At 39.1% G+C, this 17,323-nt stretch carries 13 protein-coding genes; 6 read left to right on the top strand and 7 right to left on the bottom strand.

What is annotated here, in order from left to right; all coding sequences use genetic code 11:
• Nucleotides 1–21: 21 nt before the first annotated feature.
• A complete protein-coding gene (locus FDK13_RS10100; RefSeq protein WP_137339867.1) occupies nucleotides 22–3,315 on the bottom strand; it encodes a S41 family peptidase in 3,294 nt (1,097 codons plus the stop codon).
• A gap of 149 nt (nucleotides 3,316–3,464) precedes the next feature.
• Nucleotides 3,465–3,860, bottom strand: a complete 396-nt coding sequence (locus FDK13_RS10095) for a cupin domain-containing protein (protein WP_137339866.1) — start codon at nucleotides 3,858–3,860, stop codon at nucleotides 3,465–3,467.
• 153 nt (nucleotides 3,861–4,013) lie between these two features.
• On the opposite strand from FDK13_RS10095, the gene FDK13_RS10090 reads away from it, so the two are divergent.
• Nucleotides 4,014–5,297 carry a YihY/virulence factor BrkB family protein gene (locus FDK13_RS10090; RefSeq protein WP_137339865.1) on the top strand — a complete coding sequence of 428 codons (1,284 nt, stop codon included), beginning with the start codon at nucleotides 4,014–4,016 and terminating at the stop codon, nucleotides 5,295–5,297.
• An 80-nt stretch (nucleotides 5,298–5,377) separates the two neighbouring features.
• On the opposite strand, the gene FDK13_RS10085 is transcribed toward FDK13_RS10090, so the two are convergent.
• The 4 genes from FDK13_RS10085 to FDK13_RS10065 all read right to left on the bottom strand — a co-directional run bounded on the left by FDK13_RS10085 (nucleotide 5,378) and on the right by FDK13_RS10065 (nucleotide 11,548).
• The gene (locus FDK13_RS10085; RefSeq protein ID WP_137339864.1) at nucleotides 5,378–7,795 is read right to left on the bottom strand and encodes a cellulase family glycosylhydrolase; all 2,418 of its coding nucleotides are present in this window, start codon (nucleotides 7,793–7,795) and stop codon (nucleotides 5,378–5,380) included.
• A 277-nt stretch (nucleotides 7,796–8,072) separates the two neighbouring features.
• Nucleotides 8,073–9,197 (bottom strand): glycoside hydrolase family 18 protein, encoded by a 1,125-nt coding sequence (locus tag FDK13_RS10075; RefSeq protein WP_137339862.1) that lies wholly within the window; start codon nucleotides 9,195–9,197, stop codon nucleotides 8,073–8,075.
• A 129-nt stretch (nucleotides 9,198–9,326) separates the two neighbouring features.
• Entirely contained in the window at nucleotides 9,327–10,034 is a 708-nt protein-coding gene (locus FDK13_RS10070) for a LytR/AlgR family response regulator transcription factor (protein WP_137339861.1), read from the bottom strand.
• Between the two features lie 32 nt (nucleotides 10,035–10,066).
• Entirely contained in the window at nucleotides 10,067–11,548 is a 1,482-nt protein-coding gene (locus tag FDK13_RS10065; protein WP_137339860.1) for a sensor histidine kinase, read from the bottom strand.
• A gap of 176 nt (nucleotides 11,549–11,724) precedes the next feature.
• On the opposite strand from FDK13_RS10065, the gene FDK13_RS10060 reads away from it, so the two are divergent.
• Entirely contained in the window at nucleotides 11,725–13,008 is a 1,284-nt protein-coding gene (locus tag FDK13_RS10060) for an aminotransferase class V-fold PLP-dependent enzyme (RefSeq protein ID WP_137339859.1), read from the top strand.
• Nucleotides 13,009–13,081: 73 nt separating this feature from the next.
• On the opposite strand, the gene FDK13_RS10055 is transcribed toward FDK13_RS10060, so the two are convergent.
• Entirely contained in the window at nucleotides 13,082–13,417 is a 336-nt protein-coding gene (locus tag FDK13_RS10055; protein ID WP_137339858.1) for a cupin domain-containing protein, read from the bottom strand.
• A gap of 842 nt (nucleotides 13,418–14,259) precedes the next feature.
• Between FDK13_RS10055 and FDK13_RS10050 the strand changes: the two genes are divergently transcribed.
• From FDK13_RS10050 to FDK13_RS10035, 4 genes are all read left to right on the top strand, one after another.
• Nucleotides 14,260–14,901: a response regulator transcription factor gene (locus FDK13_RS10050; RefSeq protein ID WP_170982767.1), complete on the top strand. Its 642-nt coding sequence runs from the start codon at nucleotides 14,260–14,262 to the stop codon at nucleotides 14,899–14,901.
• Between the two features lie 132 nt (nucleotides 14,902–15,033).
• Entirely contained in the window at nucleotides 15,034–15,921 is an 888-nt protein-coding gene (locus FDK13_RS10045; RefSeq protein ID WP_137339856.1) for an oxidoreductase, read from the top strand.
• A 58-nt stretch (nucleotides 15,922–15,979) separates the two neighbouring features.
• Nucleotides 15,980–16,303: a hypothetical protein gene (locus FDK13_RS10040; protein ID WP_374756093.1), complete on the top strand. Its 324-nt coding sequence runs from the start codon at nucleotides 15,980–15,982 to the stop codon at nucleotides 16,301–16,303.
• Nucleotides 16,304–16,642: 339 nt separating this feature from the next.
• Complete coding sequence (locus FDK13_RS10035) at nucleotides 16,643–17,311, top strand: hypothetical protein (protein ID WP_137339854.1); 669 nt, start codon at nucleotides 16,643–16,645, stop codon at nucleotides 17,309–17,311.
• The last annotated feature ends 12 nt before the right edge of the window (nucleotides 17,312–17,323 follow it).

The following is a 17,323-nucleotide window of genomic DNA, read 5'->3' as shown; positions in this document are numbered from 1 at the left end:
GAGGGAATAAATTTGAAACAATTATTTTTTCACACGAATTGGAAATTCAGGTCGTACCGACTCGACAACAGGATTTTTCTCCAATTCTTTCAGCGCTACTTCAATCGCTTTTTCCAGCTGCGGATCATTTCCTTTGATAACTTCTGATGGCGTTTGTTCTACTTCGATATCCGGCGCAACACCAACATTTTCTATAATAAAACCATCTTTCGTCCAAATCGCAACGTTTGGCGCAGTAACCGAGCCTCCATCCAGAAATTCAGGAAAACCTAAAATCCCAACTAATCCGCCCCAGGTGCGCTTCCCAACCAAAGTTCCTACTTTGAATTTATGAAACATAAAAGGAAGCATATCTCCGCCCGATCCGGCGGTTTCATCCGTAATCATTACTTTCGGCCCCTGAATTGAAGCACTTGGCGATTTCAACTCCCGGCCGTAACGCATATGCCAGTTTGCCTGATAAGGCCGTTGTAAAATGTCAGTATAATAATCAGCCAAAAGGCCTCCTCCGTTAAAACGTTCATCGATAATGATTGCCTTTTTATTGGCTTGCGGAAAGAAATAACGTTTAAAATAATCATGTCCTTCTCCGGCTGTATTCGGCACGTAAACATACGCCACCTGCCCTTTTGTAGCTTCGTTTACCTTTTTCAGATTTCCTTCAACCCAGTCACGGTTACGCAACGCATACTCATTTTCAACCGGTACTACTTTTACAATTCTTGAATTTTTCCCATCCGCAGTAGGTCCAATTTTCAGCTCTACAATTTTATCCGCAGTAGCTTCAAAAAACTTATACAGATTTTCTGCTGCGGTAACTTCTACACCATTAACAGCCAAAATATAATCGCCCGTTTTTGCATTAACGCCCGGTTCCGTTAAAGGTGAGCGAAGCTTTGGATTGTAATTCAAACCACCATAAATTTTTTTGATCTGATAATGATTATTGGTAATCACATAATCCGCACCCAATAAACCACCATTCACTTTCAAAGGCTTATTCATTTTATCACCCGGATCACTTACCCTATGGTGCCCAATAGCCAACTCACTGCACATCCACTGAATCAGCATATTCAAATCATTTCGCGTGGCCAGATCCGGAAGCATGACAGCATATTTCTCTTTCATTGCTTTCCAGTCGGCACCGTGCATTTTGGGATCATAAAAATAATCGCGGTTGACACGCCAGGCTTCATTAAAAATATTTGACCATTCCGCCACCGGATCAATTTTTACCTGTATATCCGATATATTAAGAGTTCCTTTTTCGCCTTCCGGTTTTTCGCCCGCGTTGGAAATTCCATAAGCGCCGCCTTTAGAATAGAGCATTTTCTTGCCATCGGCAGAAATGAAATATTCATCCAGTTCCATTACCTCTGAATCTTTGCGTTTTTTGATATCATATTTGTGCAATGTTGCCTTACCGTCGTCGGCATATCGTATATAAAGCAATTCACCTTCTTTTGCCACAGCCAGGCTGTTATGATCACCATCTTTTACAGGAATATCGATGATCCGGTTTTCAATTCCTTCCATGTCAATTTTGACTGAAACCGGCTTTTTATCGCTATCCTTTTTCTCGGCTACAACAGGTGTTTTGCTAATTTTACTTTTATCCTTAGCTGTTTTTTCCTCAACTTTTTTATCCTCTTCTTTCTCATCTTTTACACCTTCTTCATCACTTTCTTTGGCAAAAGGAGAAACCGTTTCTTTTTGCAGTGTCAGCAAATAAATAGAACTGGTCGCTCTCATATCAATACTCGACTGATCAAACCAGTTGACCACCGGCCCTGCATTTGTTGATGCGAAAAAATACAAATATTTGCCATTCGGATCAAAAACGGGATCCGAAGCATTACTTAATCCATCCGTAACCGGAAAAGATTTATCCTGATCCACAGAATAAAAAAGAATTCTTTTGAAATAAGTATCCTCAACTTTGGTATAGGCAATCCATTTGGAATCAGGAGACCAGTCACCAAATTGCTCCCGGAAAGGTCCCGGCGTATACAATTCATCTGCGTCAATTTTTTTCGATATACCGGATTTCAAATCCATTAGATACAGATTTCTCCCATTATCAACATAACTCAGTTTTTTACTATCAGGCGACCATCTGATATTGGCATAAAATCCATTTCCTGTCAAAGGAATTGCTCTGACTTCCCCTTTTCCATCCTGCGATTTTATGTAAAGCTGATACTCGCCGGAAGCATCAGAAAAGTAAGCGATTGACTTTCCATCGGGTGACCAGGCCGGATATTTTTCATGCGCTCCTGGTGTATTTGTAAGATTCCGCGGATCACCTTTTTCTGCTGGCACCGTGACAATTTCTCCCCGATAATCAAAAACAACACGTGAGCCAGACGGCGAGATATCCGCAGAACGGATGTAGGAAGTACCTTTTACAAATCTTGGCCTCAACTCCAATAAATCCGCTGCAATTCCGATCGTTAATTTGGTATCAGTTCCGGAAAGCGGATCAAGCGTGTGCAGATAACCAGCCTGTTCAAAAATTATTTTATTATTTCCGGACGATATATTCAGTACCGGAAAATCTTTGAAACTGGTTAACTGTTTTATTTCTTTGGATAGAACGTCGTAAGAATAAATATTAAATTCCCCGTTACGATCGCTTCTAAAATAGACCGTATTTCCCATCCAGGATGGGCCGGTATCATTACATCCGCCAGCTGGCTGGGGAATTTTCACTATCGATTTGTCCTGAAAAGAAAACAACCAAATGTTCGCAGTGGTACCGCCACGATAATTTTTCCATTGCAGAAAAGCATCTGCAAGTGGTGTGTAAGCCATATATTTTCCGTCCGGTGCATAAGAAGCGTGAAAAGCATTTGGAATTTCGAGCTGACCAGGGAAACCGCCGACTATCGGAACCGTAAATAACTGGGCGTAGCGATTTGTAAAAACAGCACGTTTGGAAGTAAATAAAACATTTTTACCGTCTGGTGTAAATCCTTTAACAATATCATCTCCCGGGTGCCAGGTCAATCTGTTTGGGACGCCGCCTTCAACCGGTATTACGAAAACGTCCTTGTTTCCATCATATTCAGCACTAAAAGCGATGAGTTTTCCATCTGGTGAAAATGCTGGGCTTGATTCAATTCCTTTATCAACCGTTAACCGTTTTGGCTGCGAACCATCCGGATTGGCTATCCAAAGATCTTCCGCGTAAATGAAAGCAATATGCCCGGCACTGATCGCTGGCTGGGAAAGCATTCTGGTATTGTTTGTATCAACCCCAAAAGAAAAAACGGAAAAGAGAAGAAGTGTGAACGTAAAAATTGTTTTCATAGCAACCCTATTGTTTAAATATCTTCAAAAACACATGTTTTAAAGATAAGAAAAGTTTGAGTTAACAGGGCATAAAACGATTGATTACGCCAAAAGAACGACACTATCGTTTTTAATCAAAGAGTAATAAGCTGAAATATCGAACTGCATTACGTGCAGACATAGGTTGTCATCATCAAAACCGAATCAGATAAAGCCAAAATCGTATGTGCCATATTGGGATGAAAAACAGCTACCTGTCCCTGAATACTTTGCACGATTTTACCATCCGTTTCGGTCTGAATTTCCCCCTGCATGACCTGCAAAGTAAAAAACTCTTCCATTCGCTGATGATTCAGGACAGCTCCTGATTTCAAGGCTGTGATAACCATTGTCAGTCCTGCGGATTTAAAAACAGTGATTCCGTTCCTATCGTTTTTCTCCCATGACTTTTCGCTTTTTAATTGTTCAACAAAACCGGGAATATCAATAAAAACATAAGGAGCGTCAATAACCCTGTCTCCTTCCGGACGATTTTTTGTGGCTTGGTTTGTTTTAATTTCCATAAGAACGGTAGTTTGATTCTTTCCTGAACAACTCAAATTTCATGCCATCACGTGAGCATATAAACCTACACATTTTAAGCCGTTTTTCCTTGGCATAAAAATTTATCTGATGGAGAAAATTTCATCAAGCAACTGTCAACCGTACAGACCGTTATGAACAAAATAAAATTTACTTTCTCACTCATTAAAGACAGTTTTAATGAATTCTTGAATGATAATGGCCTGAAACTGGCTGCTGCGTTATCATACTATACTATATTTTCCCTGGCTCCCATGCTGCTTGTTATCATTTCTGTTGTAAGTTTTTTTTATGGCAAAGAGGCTTTTACGGGCGAATTATTTGGTCAGATAAGCGGACTGGTTGGAAAAGATGCTGCCGTTCAGCTACAAGAAATTATCAAGAATGCCGAAGTATCCAATAAATCAACCGTGGCAGCTACTGTGGGTGTAGTTACGCTTTTAATTGGTGCAACCGGGGTTTTTGCAGAAATCCAGGATTCGATCAATTATATATGGTCTATCAAATCAAAACCTAAAAAGAGCTGGCTGGCGTATCTAAAAAACCGGCTTTTATCTTTTTCAGTAATCCTGACGCTGGGCTTTTTATTGATCGTATCATTGGGAGTTAATACCGCCATCGACTTATTAAGCAGCAGGTTGGAACGTTACTTTTCCGAAGTTTCCGTCATTATTTTCACCGGTTTAAATATTATTTTGGTACTGATTGTGCTTACAGCTTTGTTTACGGCCATTTTTAAAGTTTTGCCCGACGGACATGTACGCTGGAAAGAATGTATGATTGGTGCTGCTTTTACCGCCGTTCTCTTTGCAATCGGAAAATCCGGAATCAGTTTGTACCTCGGCCAGCAGGATCTTGGCGCTACTTATGGAGCATCAGCTTCCATTGTGATCCTGCTAACCTGGGTTTATTATTCCTCAATTATCCTATATTTCGGTGCAGAATTTACCAAGGTTTATGCCAAAACGGATGGTGAAGATATTTCACCGAATGAACATGCAGTATTAATTTCGAGACTGGAAGTGGTAGAAAAACATGGCACAAGCACACCGGAAGTTTCAAAACCGTCTTTAAAAATAGTCGCCTCTTTACCGGAAGAAGGCAAAAAACTCATTCATAACGTTATCAGATTTATTGATAACAAATTTGATATTGTAAAACAGCAAATCCTGCCCGTTTTTGAATCATTGTCTGCTTCAATAATCTTTTATGTTTTAACTGCTGTTTCAGCTTTTACAATGCTTATCACTTGTTTGATACTGCTTGGGAATTTCCTTAATAAATCATTGAACAGTGGCTATCTGGGTTATGTCATTTTGTTAGGCGCCTTTATAATTTTTGGTATAGTAAGCATATTACTTCGAAAAAATGTTCTTGACCTGGTTCGTAAAATTCTTGTTTCAATGAACAGAGCCTGATTTTTTTTACTTATAAAAAAACAATTCTGTCCTATGATCATCAAAATTACGGCTGATCATGGACAGAATTCAGGCAATGTTTATTTCTCCTGGACAATCACTTTCCCAACCACTTTATCCTGCATTGAAATGATATACAATCCCGCTGCAAGGCCTTCAATATTAATCTTTTGGCTTTGTTTTAAAATTATTTGACACAAAACTGTTCTTCCGGACTGGTCGATGATTTTAATCTTTGCCGGAAAAGCATTTTCATCGGCTTTAATCTGGATAAAATCACGAGCCGGAGAAGGATAAACTGTTATTTCCTCCTCTGTTTTTCGCTCGACAGAAACAATTCCTGAATAAGCAAAAGTCTCATCCAGATCGACCATTTTTAGCCGGTAATAATATTCTTTCTCTATAAGTTTAGTATCTTCAAAATGATAGCCCGAAGTATTTAAAGGAATAGCCGGTTTCAAAACAGCCAGTTGTTCAAAATGTTTTCCATCAACACTTCTTTCCAGCTCAAATTGTTTGAAATTGATTTCACTACTCGTTTTCCACTGCACCAAGATCTGATTTTCTTCGGTTTCTTTTGCTTCAAAAGATTGTAATTTAACAGGCAGCGGCGTGCTCAAACATAACACATTCATTTTTGCAGCATGTGTAGCAAGTCCAAAATTCGGGTCGTTTATGATCGTATTGCCATAAGTTGAAAGATTGGTAAAACCTCCATTCATACTGATCCGGCGACCGTTAACTCCTTCGCAAAAATCGTCCGTCCATGTCCAGGCCAGCCAGCCTACGTTATGATTCTGGCAGCTTTGCAGGAGATCTTTATACGCTGGAATCGTATTGGAGCAAGGGCCGGTAGCATCCTGAATGTTCGCAATTTCTCCCAGAACAATCGGAAATGCAGCATCGGCAATTTGCTGAACACGTGCTTCCATAGCTGCGGCATTATCGGCGTACCAATATGCGTGCGCACTCATGATAATGTTATGCATAGGATCCTGCGTTATGAGTGCGGCTCCGGCCTGCAAAGCAATATCCAGACTTTGGCCACAATCGGGGGCATCGATCATCAGCGGAACCTGAATTCCGGCAGTACGCAAATCTGTTATGACTGTTTTATAATGATTAAGCCAGGTTGCATAGGCCGTTGCCGGATCGGAAGCCCAGTTCACATTTCCAAATTCGTTGGCAACGTTGACTATAACAAAACCTTTATGTTTGGTAATCAAATCCTTAACCGACTGCTGCTTCCACCAGGGCAAAATGATATTATTAAATTGGGTATAATCGTCCGAACAAGTCAGGTCATGTAAATCGATCACAGAAACTATTCCTGCGTTTTGAAAACGGGTGACCACTACGTCAAGATCTGCAACGACATAAGGTTTCCAGTTTGCAGCGCGGTTTGCATACCATTCGATTCTGACAATATTAGGTTTCGCCTTGATTATTTCGGCTGACAGTTCATTATTTACACCAGTCGGATCTCCGTTGATATTGGCTGGAAATTCCCAGTCATCCGCCAGCGAATAATTCACACCTCTTGGTATAAACACCTCATTACAAGGACTCATGATCGTATTTCCTTGCGTATGAATGGTTCCCTCAGCATAGGTTGGCGTTTCCGGAACAACCGGGCAGGAAGGCACCGTTGTTATGGAATAAGCTTTCACAAAATCCCAGATAACCTGAGCCGGATTGAAGCCTGAAACGGCAGGCCAGCTATGTCCGACACCCACTACCCGGATCAATGAAATCTCTTTGGTTGCAGGCGGAGAACCAACGCAAAAAGAAAGTTTTGTAACATTCGGCGCGATTGTCGTATTAGGAAGTGTGTAGGTAATTTTACCGCAGGTGTAATAGGAAAATTCGGTAAGCGGCCACTCGCTCCAGTCCGTAGGCTGATGATCCGGATCGGGATAATCAACAGTTCCATCAGGATCACCATGAATATGTAAGATAGGAACCGGCTTGAAACTGGCACTGCTGAAATAAGAATAATTGCCATTATTGGCATACATATTCCCGGCAACCGGAGCGAAAGCGGCAACTCTCCCGGCAAGATTAACCGCAAGATTATATGTCATAAAACCTCCCGCCGAATGTCCGGAGGCATAAACTTTCTGGGCGTTGATATGATAAGTTGAACAAAAATAATCGATCATATCGGATGTGAAATTTACATCTTTTAACTGATCAATAGCCCGATTCCAGCCATTGCCATCATTGTCTGCATTGGGATAAACGACGATAAAATTATTGACATCGGCGATGGCGTCAAAACCGGTAGTTCCTTTAATTCCTGAGCCGCTTCCACCATCACCATGAAAAACGAACAATAACGGCAGATTTTGTGCTACGGTACTTCCTGGTGCGTGAAAAACAAAACTTCTGCTTTTTCCTCCGGAAGTTATCGTTTGGGTGATATCTATTCCATAAGCTAAGGAAGTAAAAAAGCATAGAAAAATTAAGATGGCTAACCCATGTTGAAAATGTTTCATATTCCTGAATATTAGATCAATAGATTCGAAATAGTTCTACTAAATTAATATATTTCGTAGAAAACATTTTATACAAATTGATCTAATTTGACTACCAGTTACTAACCGGCGGATTCTGGAATGATAGAATGATAGAATGATAGAATGATAGAATGATAGAATGATAGAATGATAGAATGATAGAATGATAGAATGATAGAATGAAAAAAGTGCGGGACTGAGCGAATTAGTTCCCGTTATCCAACATTCTATCATTCACTCATTCTATCATTCAAAATTATTCCAGATTCTCATTAATTTCGGAGAGCAGATATCCTTTGGGATCACTAAAATATTCCCAGAAAAAGATGCCAGCAAGCTTTTTCCTTTTTACATATTTACACTTCGCTTTAATTGATTTTTCGTCATCATAGGTGATGAGAATTTTCGTTACAGGATTAAAAAGGTAAGAGGCTTTTGCTTTTTTATCATAGAATTTTTTGTATCCGTTCTGATTAATCAGTGTATCCTTGATTTTGGTATAACCCCCACCCTGCACGGATTTTATCCTTTTTTGACCTAAACCGTTTGCCGTAATATTTTCAGCTTCCCAACCTTTTCCATAAAATGCGGCACCAAGTCCAATTTTTTCCGCAGGAACACCTGCTGCAATAAAATTTTGAACAGAACGATCAGCAGATGACATGGTTGAATCTCCTTTGTCAGCGTATAAATTGGTATGATGGCCAACGGTTCCGTTTTTTCCACCATAATCGTAAGTCATGATCAGGATATAATCGGTATATTGAGCAACGTTACCCATTTCTGTATGTTCTACGAAAGATTTCGATCCTCCAACAGCAGTTGTAAGCAGATATTTTTCACCTTTTTCAAGTGCCAGTTTATCAAGCTCTTCACGAATTGCCTTGAACATAAGCGTAAAATTTTGCTTGTCCTCAGGCCGGTAAATATTTCCTTCTTCTCCTTTCATGCCCGGATATTCCCAGTCAATATCAACACCATCCAGATCATATTGACGGATTATTTCAACACTGGAAACGGCAAATTTTTTCCTTGAAGATTCTGTCAATACGGCATCTGAAAAATTCTCACTCCACGCCCAGCCACCGATTGAAATGACAATTTTGAGATCCTGATTAATAAGTTTAAGTGCATTCAGCTTTCTAAAATTGGTCGAATCTGTTGCAAGATTAGTGAGTACAGCAAGACTGTCCTGTACATTGACAAATGCGTAATTGATATGTGTGAGTTTTTTCGCATCAATCTGTTCCGTATTTACCAGTCCTCTGAATCCGCCAACGTAACCGTTAACGATGTATTTTTTAGATTTAGAAGTTTGTGCGGAGGTAAGACAGGATGTACTTAAAAGGAGAATTAGTATCAGAAGCTGATTAATTTTCATGGCTATTTCAGGGGTGATTAGTTTCAATAAAAGATATAAACGATAAATTTATACTCCTGTTTCTGTGGCTAAAGCCGAAGGGACGAGGTGTGCAAAACCCAAGGTGTCAAGCGATATTTTCATCTTGTCTTATGATGAGATATCGGAAAAACAAGTCTCAACTTGATCTGAAAACATACTGCCTACCGGAACAATGTTTTTGCCAATGTGTAATTGATTACGTTCAATTTTACTGACGCGGTTTTTGGATACAATAAATGAACGATGTACCCGGATAAAATCAGTTTCCGGTAAAAACTGCAAAACTTCTTTCATCGTCAGCCGGGATAAAGTTTTGCTGTTTTGAAGCATAAAAACCATATAGTTACCCGAACTTTCAATAAATAAAATATCATCAAAAAAAATCTTCACCTGCCCAAAACCAGATTTAAGAAACAGAAAATCAGGTTTTTGCATTAAAGTTTTATTCCGGAACTCCAATATTTCTGCTGCTTTATCACAGGCTTTGGAAAAACGCTCTAACGAAAATGGTTTGAGCAAATAGTCCACAGCATCCAGTTCATAACTTTTAAAAGCGTGTTCGGTATAAGCAGTTGTAAAGATAACAAGCGGTTTTTTATCCAGTGCTTTTAACATTTCAAACCCTGAAATATCCGGCATTTTGATATCCAGAAAAATCAGGTCAACCGGATTTTCTTTCAAATATTTTATCGCGTCAAAAGCATTGACAAAACTGGCCGGCAAATCTAAAAACGAAACTTTCGATGCTAACGCTTCAATAATTTCCAACGCAATAGGCTCATCGTCAACGGCAATCGCTTTTATCGTTACATTCATTTTTGGTTATCTTTTCAAAGTAAATACCTTGCCTAAAAACTTAAAGTAAGGTGTACAAAATATTCTATCTGAGATTCACGGATCGTCAATTCATATTTTTCCGGATACATCAAATCAAGCCGCTGGCGTACATTTTCCAGACCAATTCCTTTATGTTCATTTTCCGGATCAGTCTGGTTTTTAGGATGAATACTGTTATAAACATCCAGTTCCAGCTTACTATCCTGGCACCTCAGCGAAATGTTGATCCATGAACGATTTTGTAAACTGATTCCATGTTTGTAAGCATTTTCAATAAACGGAATTAAAAGCATCGGCGCAATGGAATGCTGACAGGAATTTTCAGAAATATTTACTTCGACTTTAATATTTTCAGATTTCGCCAGCCGAAGATTCTGCAAGTGAATATAATCTTTCAGATAATCCACTTCACGTGCTACGGGGATCATTTCCAGGTTATTTTCATAAAGCATAAACCGCATCATATTCCCCAGTTTTTGAATTCCTTCGGACGTCCTGTCTGCATTTTCCTGAATCGCTGTTCCGTATAAGGTATTCAGTACGTTGAAAAGAAAATGAGGATTGATTTGCGATCGAAGAAATTGCAGGTCAGCAGAAGATTTTCCAAGTTCAGTTTTGAGTGAATACAGTTGTTGGAGCTGATCTTTGTTTTGGTTATAAATAAACCATGAGAATAAAACGGCTATTGCAAAAACGAGAGAATGCATTGTTAAAAAAGCCTTAGGCGGCGAAAGTTTGTCAAGACCTTTTAAAAAAATCATTGAGAAAAATCCTGCAAGAATCAAAGCACACAAAAGTCTGATAACGTAGCCCGAGAGCTTGTTTGGCTCTTTTTGATAATTTGGTATTAGAAAATACAGATTGAAAGCATAAACAAAATAACCGCACGGAATTAGGCAAAGCCAGAAAGGGCCAAAATCACTGTTATCACTTTTCATTAAAACAAACGAAATAGCAGCCCAAATCAGGAAAACCGCAAGTACCTCCCTCATGATTCTGGTGCGTAAAGTTTGACTTTTATTGTTCCCAACCAGATAAAGTAACACGAGGTTTTTGATAATCGTGTAGCTCAGAAACAATAGAAATATTTTGAATGTCGCCGGAACGCTGTTAATAAAACTTTGACCAAATGAAGGATATGCCAGGAAGTTGTCATAACGATAATAGCTGGCGTATATCGTTGTTAAAAAGACAAAAGTGAAGATTATAAGAAGAGCAATGATATTCCACTTTTTACGAGGCTGATACTTAGGAAAAACCCAGTTGTTCAGGAAAATAAAACTGAGATATAAACCCGTAGCCACCGAAATTCGAGGTAAAAGAAAATAGGTGTCATAATCATATGGCAAACCTTTTTCCCCAAAGAGCTGCGTCATTTCATCAATATAGGGTCGATGCGGCTGATTCGCTGAAAAGGCGTTGTCAAGAAATGTATAAACACCAAAAATCCAGCAAAGCGTTGCCAGCCAAAATTCACTCAATCGTAGTTTCATATCTTATTTTTTCAACAATGTTAGGGCAGGAATTTTATCCAAAAAAATATCAGTGACAGAAACGTCAATCCGTGTGACGAAAAGAAAAAAAGCTCAAAATTAGTGGCATTTGTTTAAATTTAAATGCGTGCAATTTTCCTGTATCCGCATCATTCAGTCACTCCTGTTTATATATTATGAAATTCAAAACTACAACCCAAAACGCAAGAAGAAATTTCCTGAAAAATCTGGGAACGGGCTCACTGGCCGCGATATCACTCCCGGGCATTTTGTACCCGAAAGAGACAACCGCAATGCCGGTTCATAACGGTTTTTTTTTACAAGATGAAAAGTACTGGGCACAGATTAAAAAACAATTTGCAGTACCGTCGAATCTGATTATGCTGAACGCCGCGAATCTTTGTCCCGCCCCGGCTTCCGTAAACGAAAAGGTTTCCGGGATTATGTCCGGCTTGTCAAAAGATGTGTCATTTCAATACCGGAAACAATTTACAGAAGGCAGAAAAAATTCGATTGAGGCGCTGGCTATGTATACCGGTGTTGCACCTGACGAAATCGGTATTACCAGAAATACTTCCGAAAGTAATAATATCATTGTAAACGGACTTGATCTGAAAGCCGGGGATGAAATTATTTTGTGGGACCAAAATCATCCTTCCAATGGCGTTGCCTGGGAAGAACGTGCGAAAAGATACGGTTTCAAGGTTAAAAAAGTAAGTATGCCCGAAAATCCGAAATCGGTGGAGGAACTGGTAAAACCTTTTCGCGAAGCGATTACACCACAAACAAAACTGATTGCATTTTCACACATTTCAAATACGAGCGGCATCGCATTACCCGCAAAATTAATTTGTGAACTCGCTGGCTCTAAAAATATTCTTTCGTTTGTGGATGGAGCACAATCACTTGGATCAACTGATCTGAACCTGAAATTGATGGGTTGTGATTTCTACACCGGAAGTACGCATAAATGGTTTATGGGACCTCTGGAAAATGGAATTTTATATATCAAAAAAGATAAAGTTGCTCAGGTCTGGCCGAATATCATCAGCGTTGGCTGGAAAGACAGCAACATGACGGTCGACGAAAAATTTTGTGCACTCGGCCAGCGAAATGAAGCCACACTTGCGGGACTGGTAGAGACTGTAAATTTTCATAAAACTATCGGTAAAACCAATATCGCCAACCGTGTTGTGCAGCTCAATGATTATTTAAAAGATCAGATCAGGACTAAAATTCCGGCTATTACATTCCTCACGCCAATTTCTCCTGAGCTAAGTGCCGGCATTACGAATATCAATTTACCAGGTAAAAAACCAGCTGATATTACCCAAAAACTTTACGATCTGTTCGGAATTGCTACTGCGCCGACTGGCGGAATTCGTATTGCCCCGCACATTTATAATTCTTTAAGTGATATAGACAAACTGGTCAGCGCTTTGCAGACATTAGTTGTTTAAACAAAAAACATACCGGTCACAATCAGAAATAAATTATTTCCTTTCGGATTGTGACCGGATTTTAAAATCAGAATTACTGTTTTTCCAACGCAACAAAATCCTCTCTCACCGGCGTGAAACAATCAATTACTTTACATTCAGTCAAAGCTCTGGCCGAATGAGGTGCCATGGATGGAATGAATGCCGCCATACCTTTGGTCAGCAATTGGATTTCTCCGTTGATATTAAATTCCAGCTCTCCTTCAAGCACATGACAGCACTGCTCATGAATATGGCTGTGCTCAGGTAAATCGGTACCGTTTTCAATCGTAAAATATCCAAAAGTTGAATTTTCAGTATGCGCAAGCGTGCCGGAAATCCCGTCCCATATCTGCACAATTTTACCAGAATTGAAATTTATAAATGACATGATAATCTGCTTTTAATTTATTCGGGTAAAATAGTAAAAATTCGAACGCATTGTCAAGGCGGATTCCGTCATGGAAATTATATAATGAAATGGCCGGACAGGTAGCTTTCAGTAAGATTTATAACATAGAAACAAGACCGGAAGAAGAAGAAATTATCCTTGTTCCATATGGCTGTACCAAACTGCGGATTTTGCAATTCCCTGTTATTAAAAGGGCAAAAATAAGTGTAATCATATTTTCGGCTAAATTAGAATATGGCCAGGCACGGTTACTAAATTGATTTCTGATAAATTATTACATATCTTTATAATACGTATTTCTCACTTTATTAAAATTAAAATATCATGAAAAATTATTTAAAACTGCCTCATCTCAATCCTCTCATAACGTCTGCACTTTTTTTATTTAAATATCTGTTTTTAAGCAGTAAAACTTATAACTGGACTTTAATTTAAAGTTATTCAAAACAGCATTTTAAATATAGGAATATCATTCTTCGATTTAGCTTAGGGTGATATTATTTATATACTTTTCGTATTTGTAATTCAGGTCCCTGGGTAGAATTGTCATTAATTGACGATTTATTTCCGGAGAACTGAAAGTTTTTGTCTGTAAATGAACAAAGCCAGCCTTTGCGAAAAACAGCTGACATATTACTGTATCGAAAAAATCCGGTGAAATAAATGAATAATTTTTCGTCATACGAAACCGTCGTTAATGACTAACACACGGATTGAATTTATAAATGTTGAGCATAAGTCATCTTTGAGGCATTGCCTTGAAGACTGATTTAAAACAGTGCAAAATGCCAGCCATAAAATTAAAACAACCCCTCTTTAAAATGATAACTATTGCCCTCGTGGATAAACATCCGGTTATGCGTATTGGCCTGATTGCTTTACTCAAGGATAACTTTAACGACATATTGATCCTGGAATCATCCTGCATGAGCTCTTTCCTTAAAACAAAGGCCCAAACGGATGTGACCATACTTGGAATCAGTCCTGATTCTGATGCCGGGAATTTGCGTTTTTTAAACAAATTAAAGGATAAAGATGCTTTTGGTCCCATCATTGTATACGATGAAGAGCCTCGACCCTACCTGGCAGTATCTTTTTTGAGATCCGGTGTTATGGGTTATCTGTCAAAACAAAACGATGAATCAGAGCTAATAGACTGCATAAGTAAAGTATTGAATGGAAACCGGTATGTCTGTAAAGAGATTTTGGGCACAAACAGAGACGTTTCTGCATTTGAAAAAACAACCCGCTTAAAAGAAAACCGCAATCTTACTTTTCATGAATACGAAATAGCCCAGTACATTTGCCAGGGTATCAATGTTTCTGAAATAGCACAGATTTTCAGCAGAAAAACATCAACGATCAGTACAATAAAAATGAGAATCCTCAAAAAACTGAAAGTGAGTAATATTCTGGAATTGCGGAATGTAATGCTCGTTAATGAGATCAATACGGGCACATAATAGTTTTTCAGGTCAAAGATTAATTTCAACTTAAATTCCTTTGAGCTTTTCAACAAAACAATCTGAGCTTTTCAACAAAACGATCGTTTGTAAACCAATTTACCTTTGTCATATCAATAAAAAACGGAAACGATGACAAAAGTTTGGTTTATTACAGGAAGCTCCCGCGGATTAGGGCGCAATCTGGCAGAAGCAGTTCTTGAAAAAGGAGATAAAGTTGTGGCAACTGCCCGAAATACAGAACAATTAAACGACCTGGTACAAAAGTATCCGGACCATGTTTTCCCGGTAAAACTTGACGTAACCATACATGAAGAAATTTATCAGTCCGTTGCGGATGCGATAGCTTATTTTGGCAAAATTGATGTTTTGGTTAACAATGCAGGATTTGGAATAATCGGTGCTGCCGAAGCATTTACGGATCAACAGGTTCGCAGCCAGCTTGAAACAAATTTATATGCGCCCATTGAAATTACGCGTGCCGTTTTACCGCAAATGCGTAAGCAGCGTTCAGGTCGAATTTTGCAAATAAGTTCCGTAGGCGGACGTGTAGGGAATGCTGGCTTAACGATGTATCAGGCAGCAAAATTCGGTTTGGGCGGATTTAGCGAGGCTTTGGCAAAAGAAGTTTCACCGCTCGGAATTTTTGTTACTTGTGTAGAACCTGGCGGATTCCGTACCGATTGGGCCGGTGCATCAATGAGTTACGCTCCAAAAATCGAGGGATATGAAACAACCGTGGATCAAAGAGCAGATTTTTTTGCAAGCGGAAATTTTGTTCCGATGGGCGATCCGGACAAGGCAGCAAAAGTGATGATCGACCTGGTTGAGAATCCCGAACCTCCTGTACATTTAGTTTTGGGTAGTGAGGCAATTGCTATATTAAAATTGGCTGACGCCGCCAGAACCGCAGAAATGGAAAAATGGCTGCCAGTAAGTATTTCCACAGATCATCATGAGGCAGTTAATTTTCTGGAAACAGAGCTTGGGCAACAACTGACACAAGCGAAGAATGATTGAAGTCCTAATAATTAAAGGTTAAAATGGACGCTTCAGAAAAGGAAAAAAAAATCCTCATATTTTATATTCCTGTTATTCTCACAAAAGCAGTGAAGGAGAACAATTCATAGCTGAGCACGTCTTTGGCTTTATTATTTCCGGCAATTCGGAAATGTATTTCAATAGGGAAAAATATGTTTTCGAAGCAGGCGATTTCAGGTTTCTACGAAGAAATCAATTGACAAAATATTCAAAAATCCCGCCTTTGGGAGGTGAGTACAAATCGATTTCCATATTCATGGACCAAAAAACTTTGCGCAGTATCAGCGAAGAAAATAACCTGACGATGGACAAACCTTATAGCGGTGAAAATGCCCTGGTCCTGAAACCTATTAACGGCTGATTTTTGTAAAAAACATGTGAAACAGAAAAACCACGGCAAGGTCTGTGGTTTTTCTGTTTGTATCTTATCAAACACAACAAAGAAATTACTACAAAATTTACAAAGAAATTACTACCCGAAGCGTCGGATTCCTCTACAAATCCTTAGGAATTATGAATCTACATTTGTGCTAAAATAATTAGACAAAGTTCTCAAAACTATTTCAGGATAAGTATCATCAGGCCTCCTGTCAATAATCAGCTAACCTACCTGTAACAGATATTTCGAAAAATACAAAACAAAAATCTCCTCACCATCAATAAGTTATATTTTTAAATTAATCTTATCAATTTTACTCAAATGAAAAGAAAACTACAATTCTCAACCAAACTTTTTGCGGTTACCTTCGTTTCTGCATTCATCTTAACCTCCTCTACACTATTCGCTCAGGTGAAAATCGGAGCAAATTCTACAACCATCGGAGCAAACTCAAATCTGGAAGTGGAAGCAACAAACGCCAACAAAACAGTTATTACAAAAGACGCCGGAAAACTTATTGTTGATGGAAATGCACAAATCAAAACTTTACCTGCCGCTGCCCTGGCCGATAAAAGTGTCGCCGCAGATGCCAGTGGAAATCTTACTTTAAGGGCCAATGTCACTGTTGCACCTCTTGGATTATTGACAGGACCAACCCGTTATACAAGTGACCAGGTTAACGTTGCAGTTAATGCTGTAAGAACGGGAAATGTCGTATGCCTGGAAGGTAACATTAATGCATTGGAGACATTAGCTCCCAATGAAAATGGAAATGAGTTCAGAATCGCCTTAATTCCTGCTGGTTATACACCAAGAGTTGTGCAGCAAGGGCCAAGCGGAGGAAATTTCGGACTTCAACATGCCGATGCATGGGAAATCTACACACCGATCATTTACACAAACGGAGCCGTAGGATTTTATTTGCCTGACGCCGAGTTCACAATTAACCACAATGTTTCTTTAAACGGGGTATGTTATATAGTTAATTAATGTTGCCTGTAC

It is taken from the genome of Dyadobacter frigoris (genome assembly GCF_005280585.1).
Taxonomy (GTDB): Bacteria; Bacteroidota; Bacteroidia; order Cytophagales; family Spirosomataceae; genus Dyadobacter; species Dyadobacter frigoris.
This window is presented reverse-complemented; position numbering and strand designations above follow the sequence as displayed.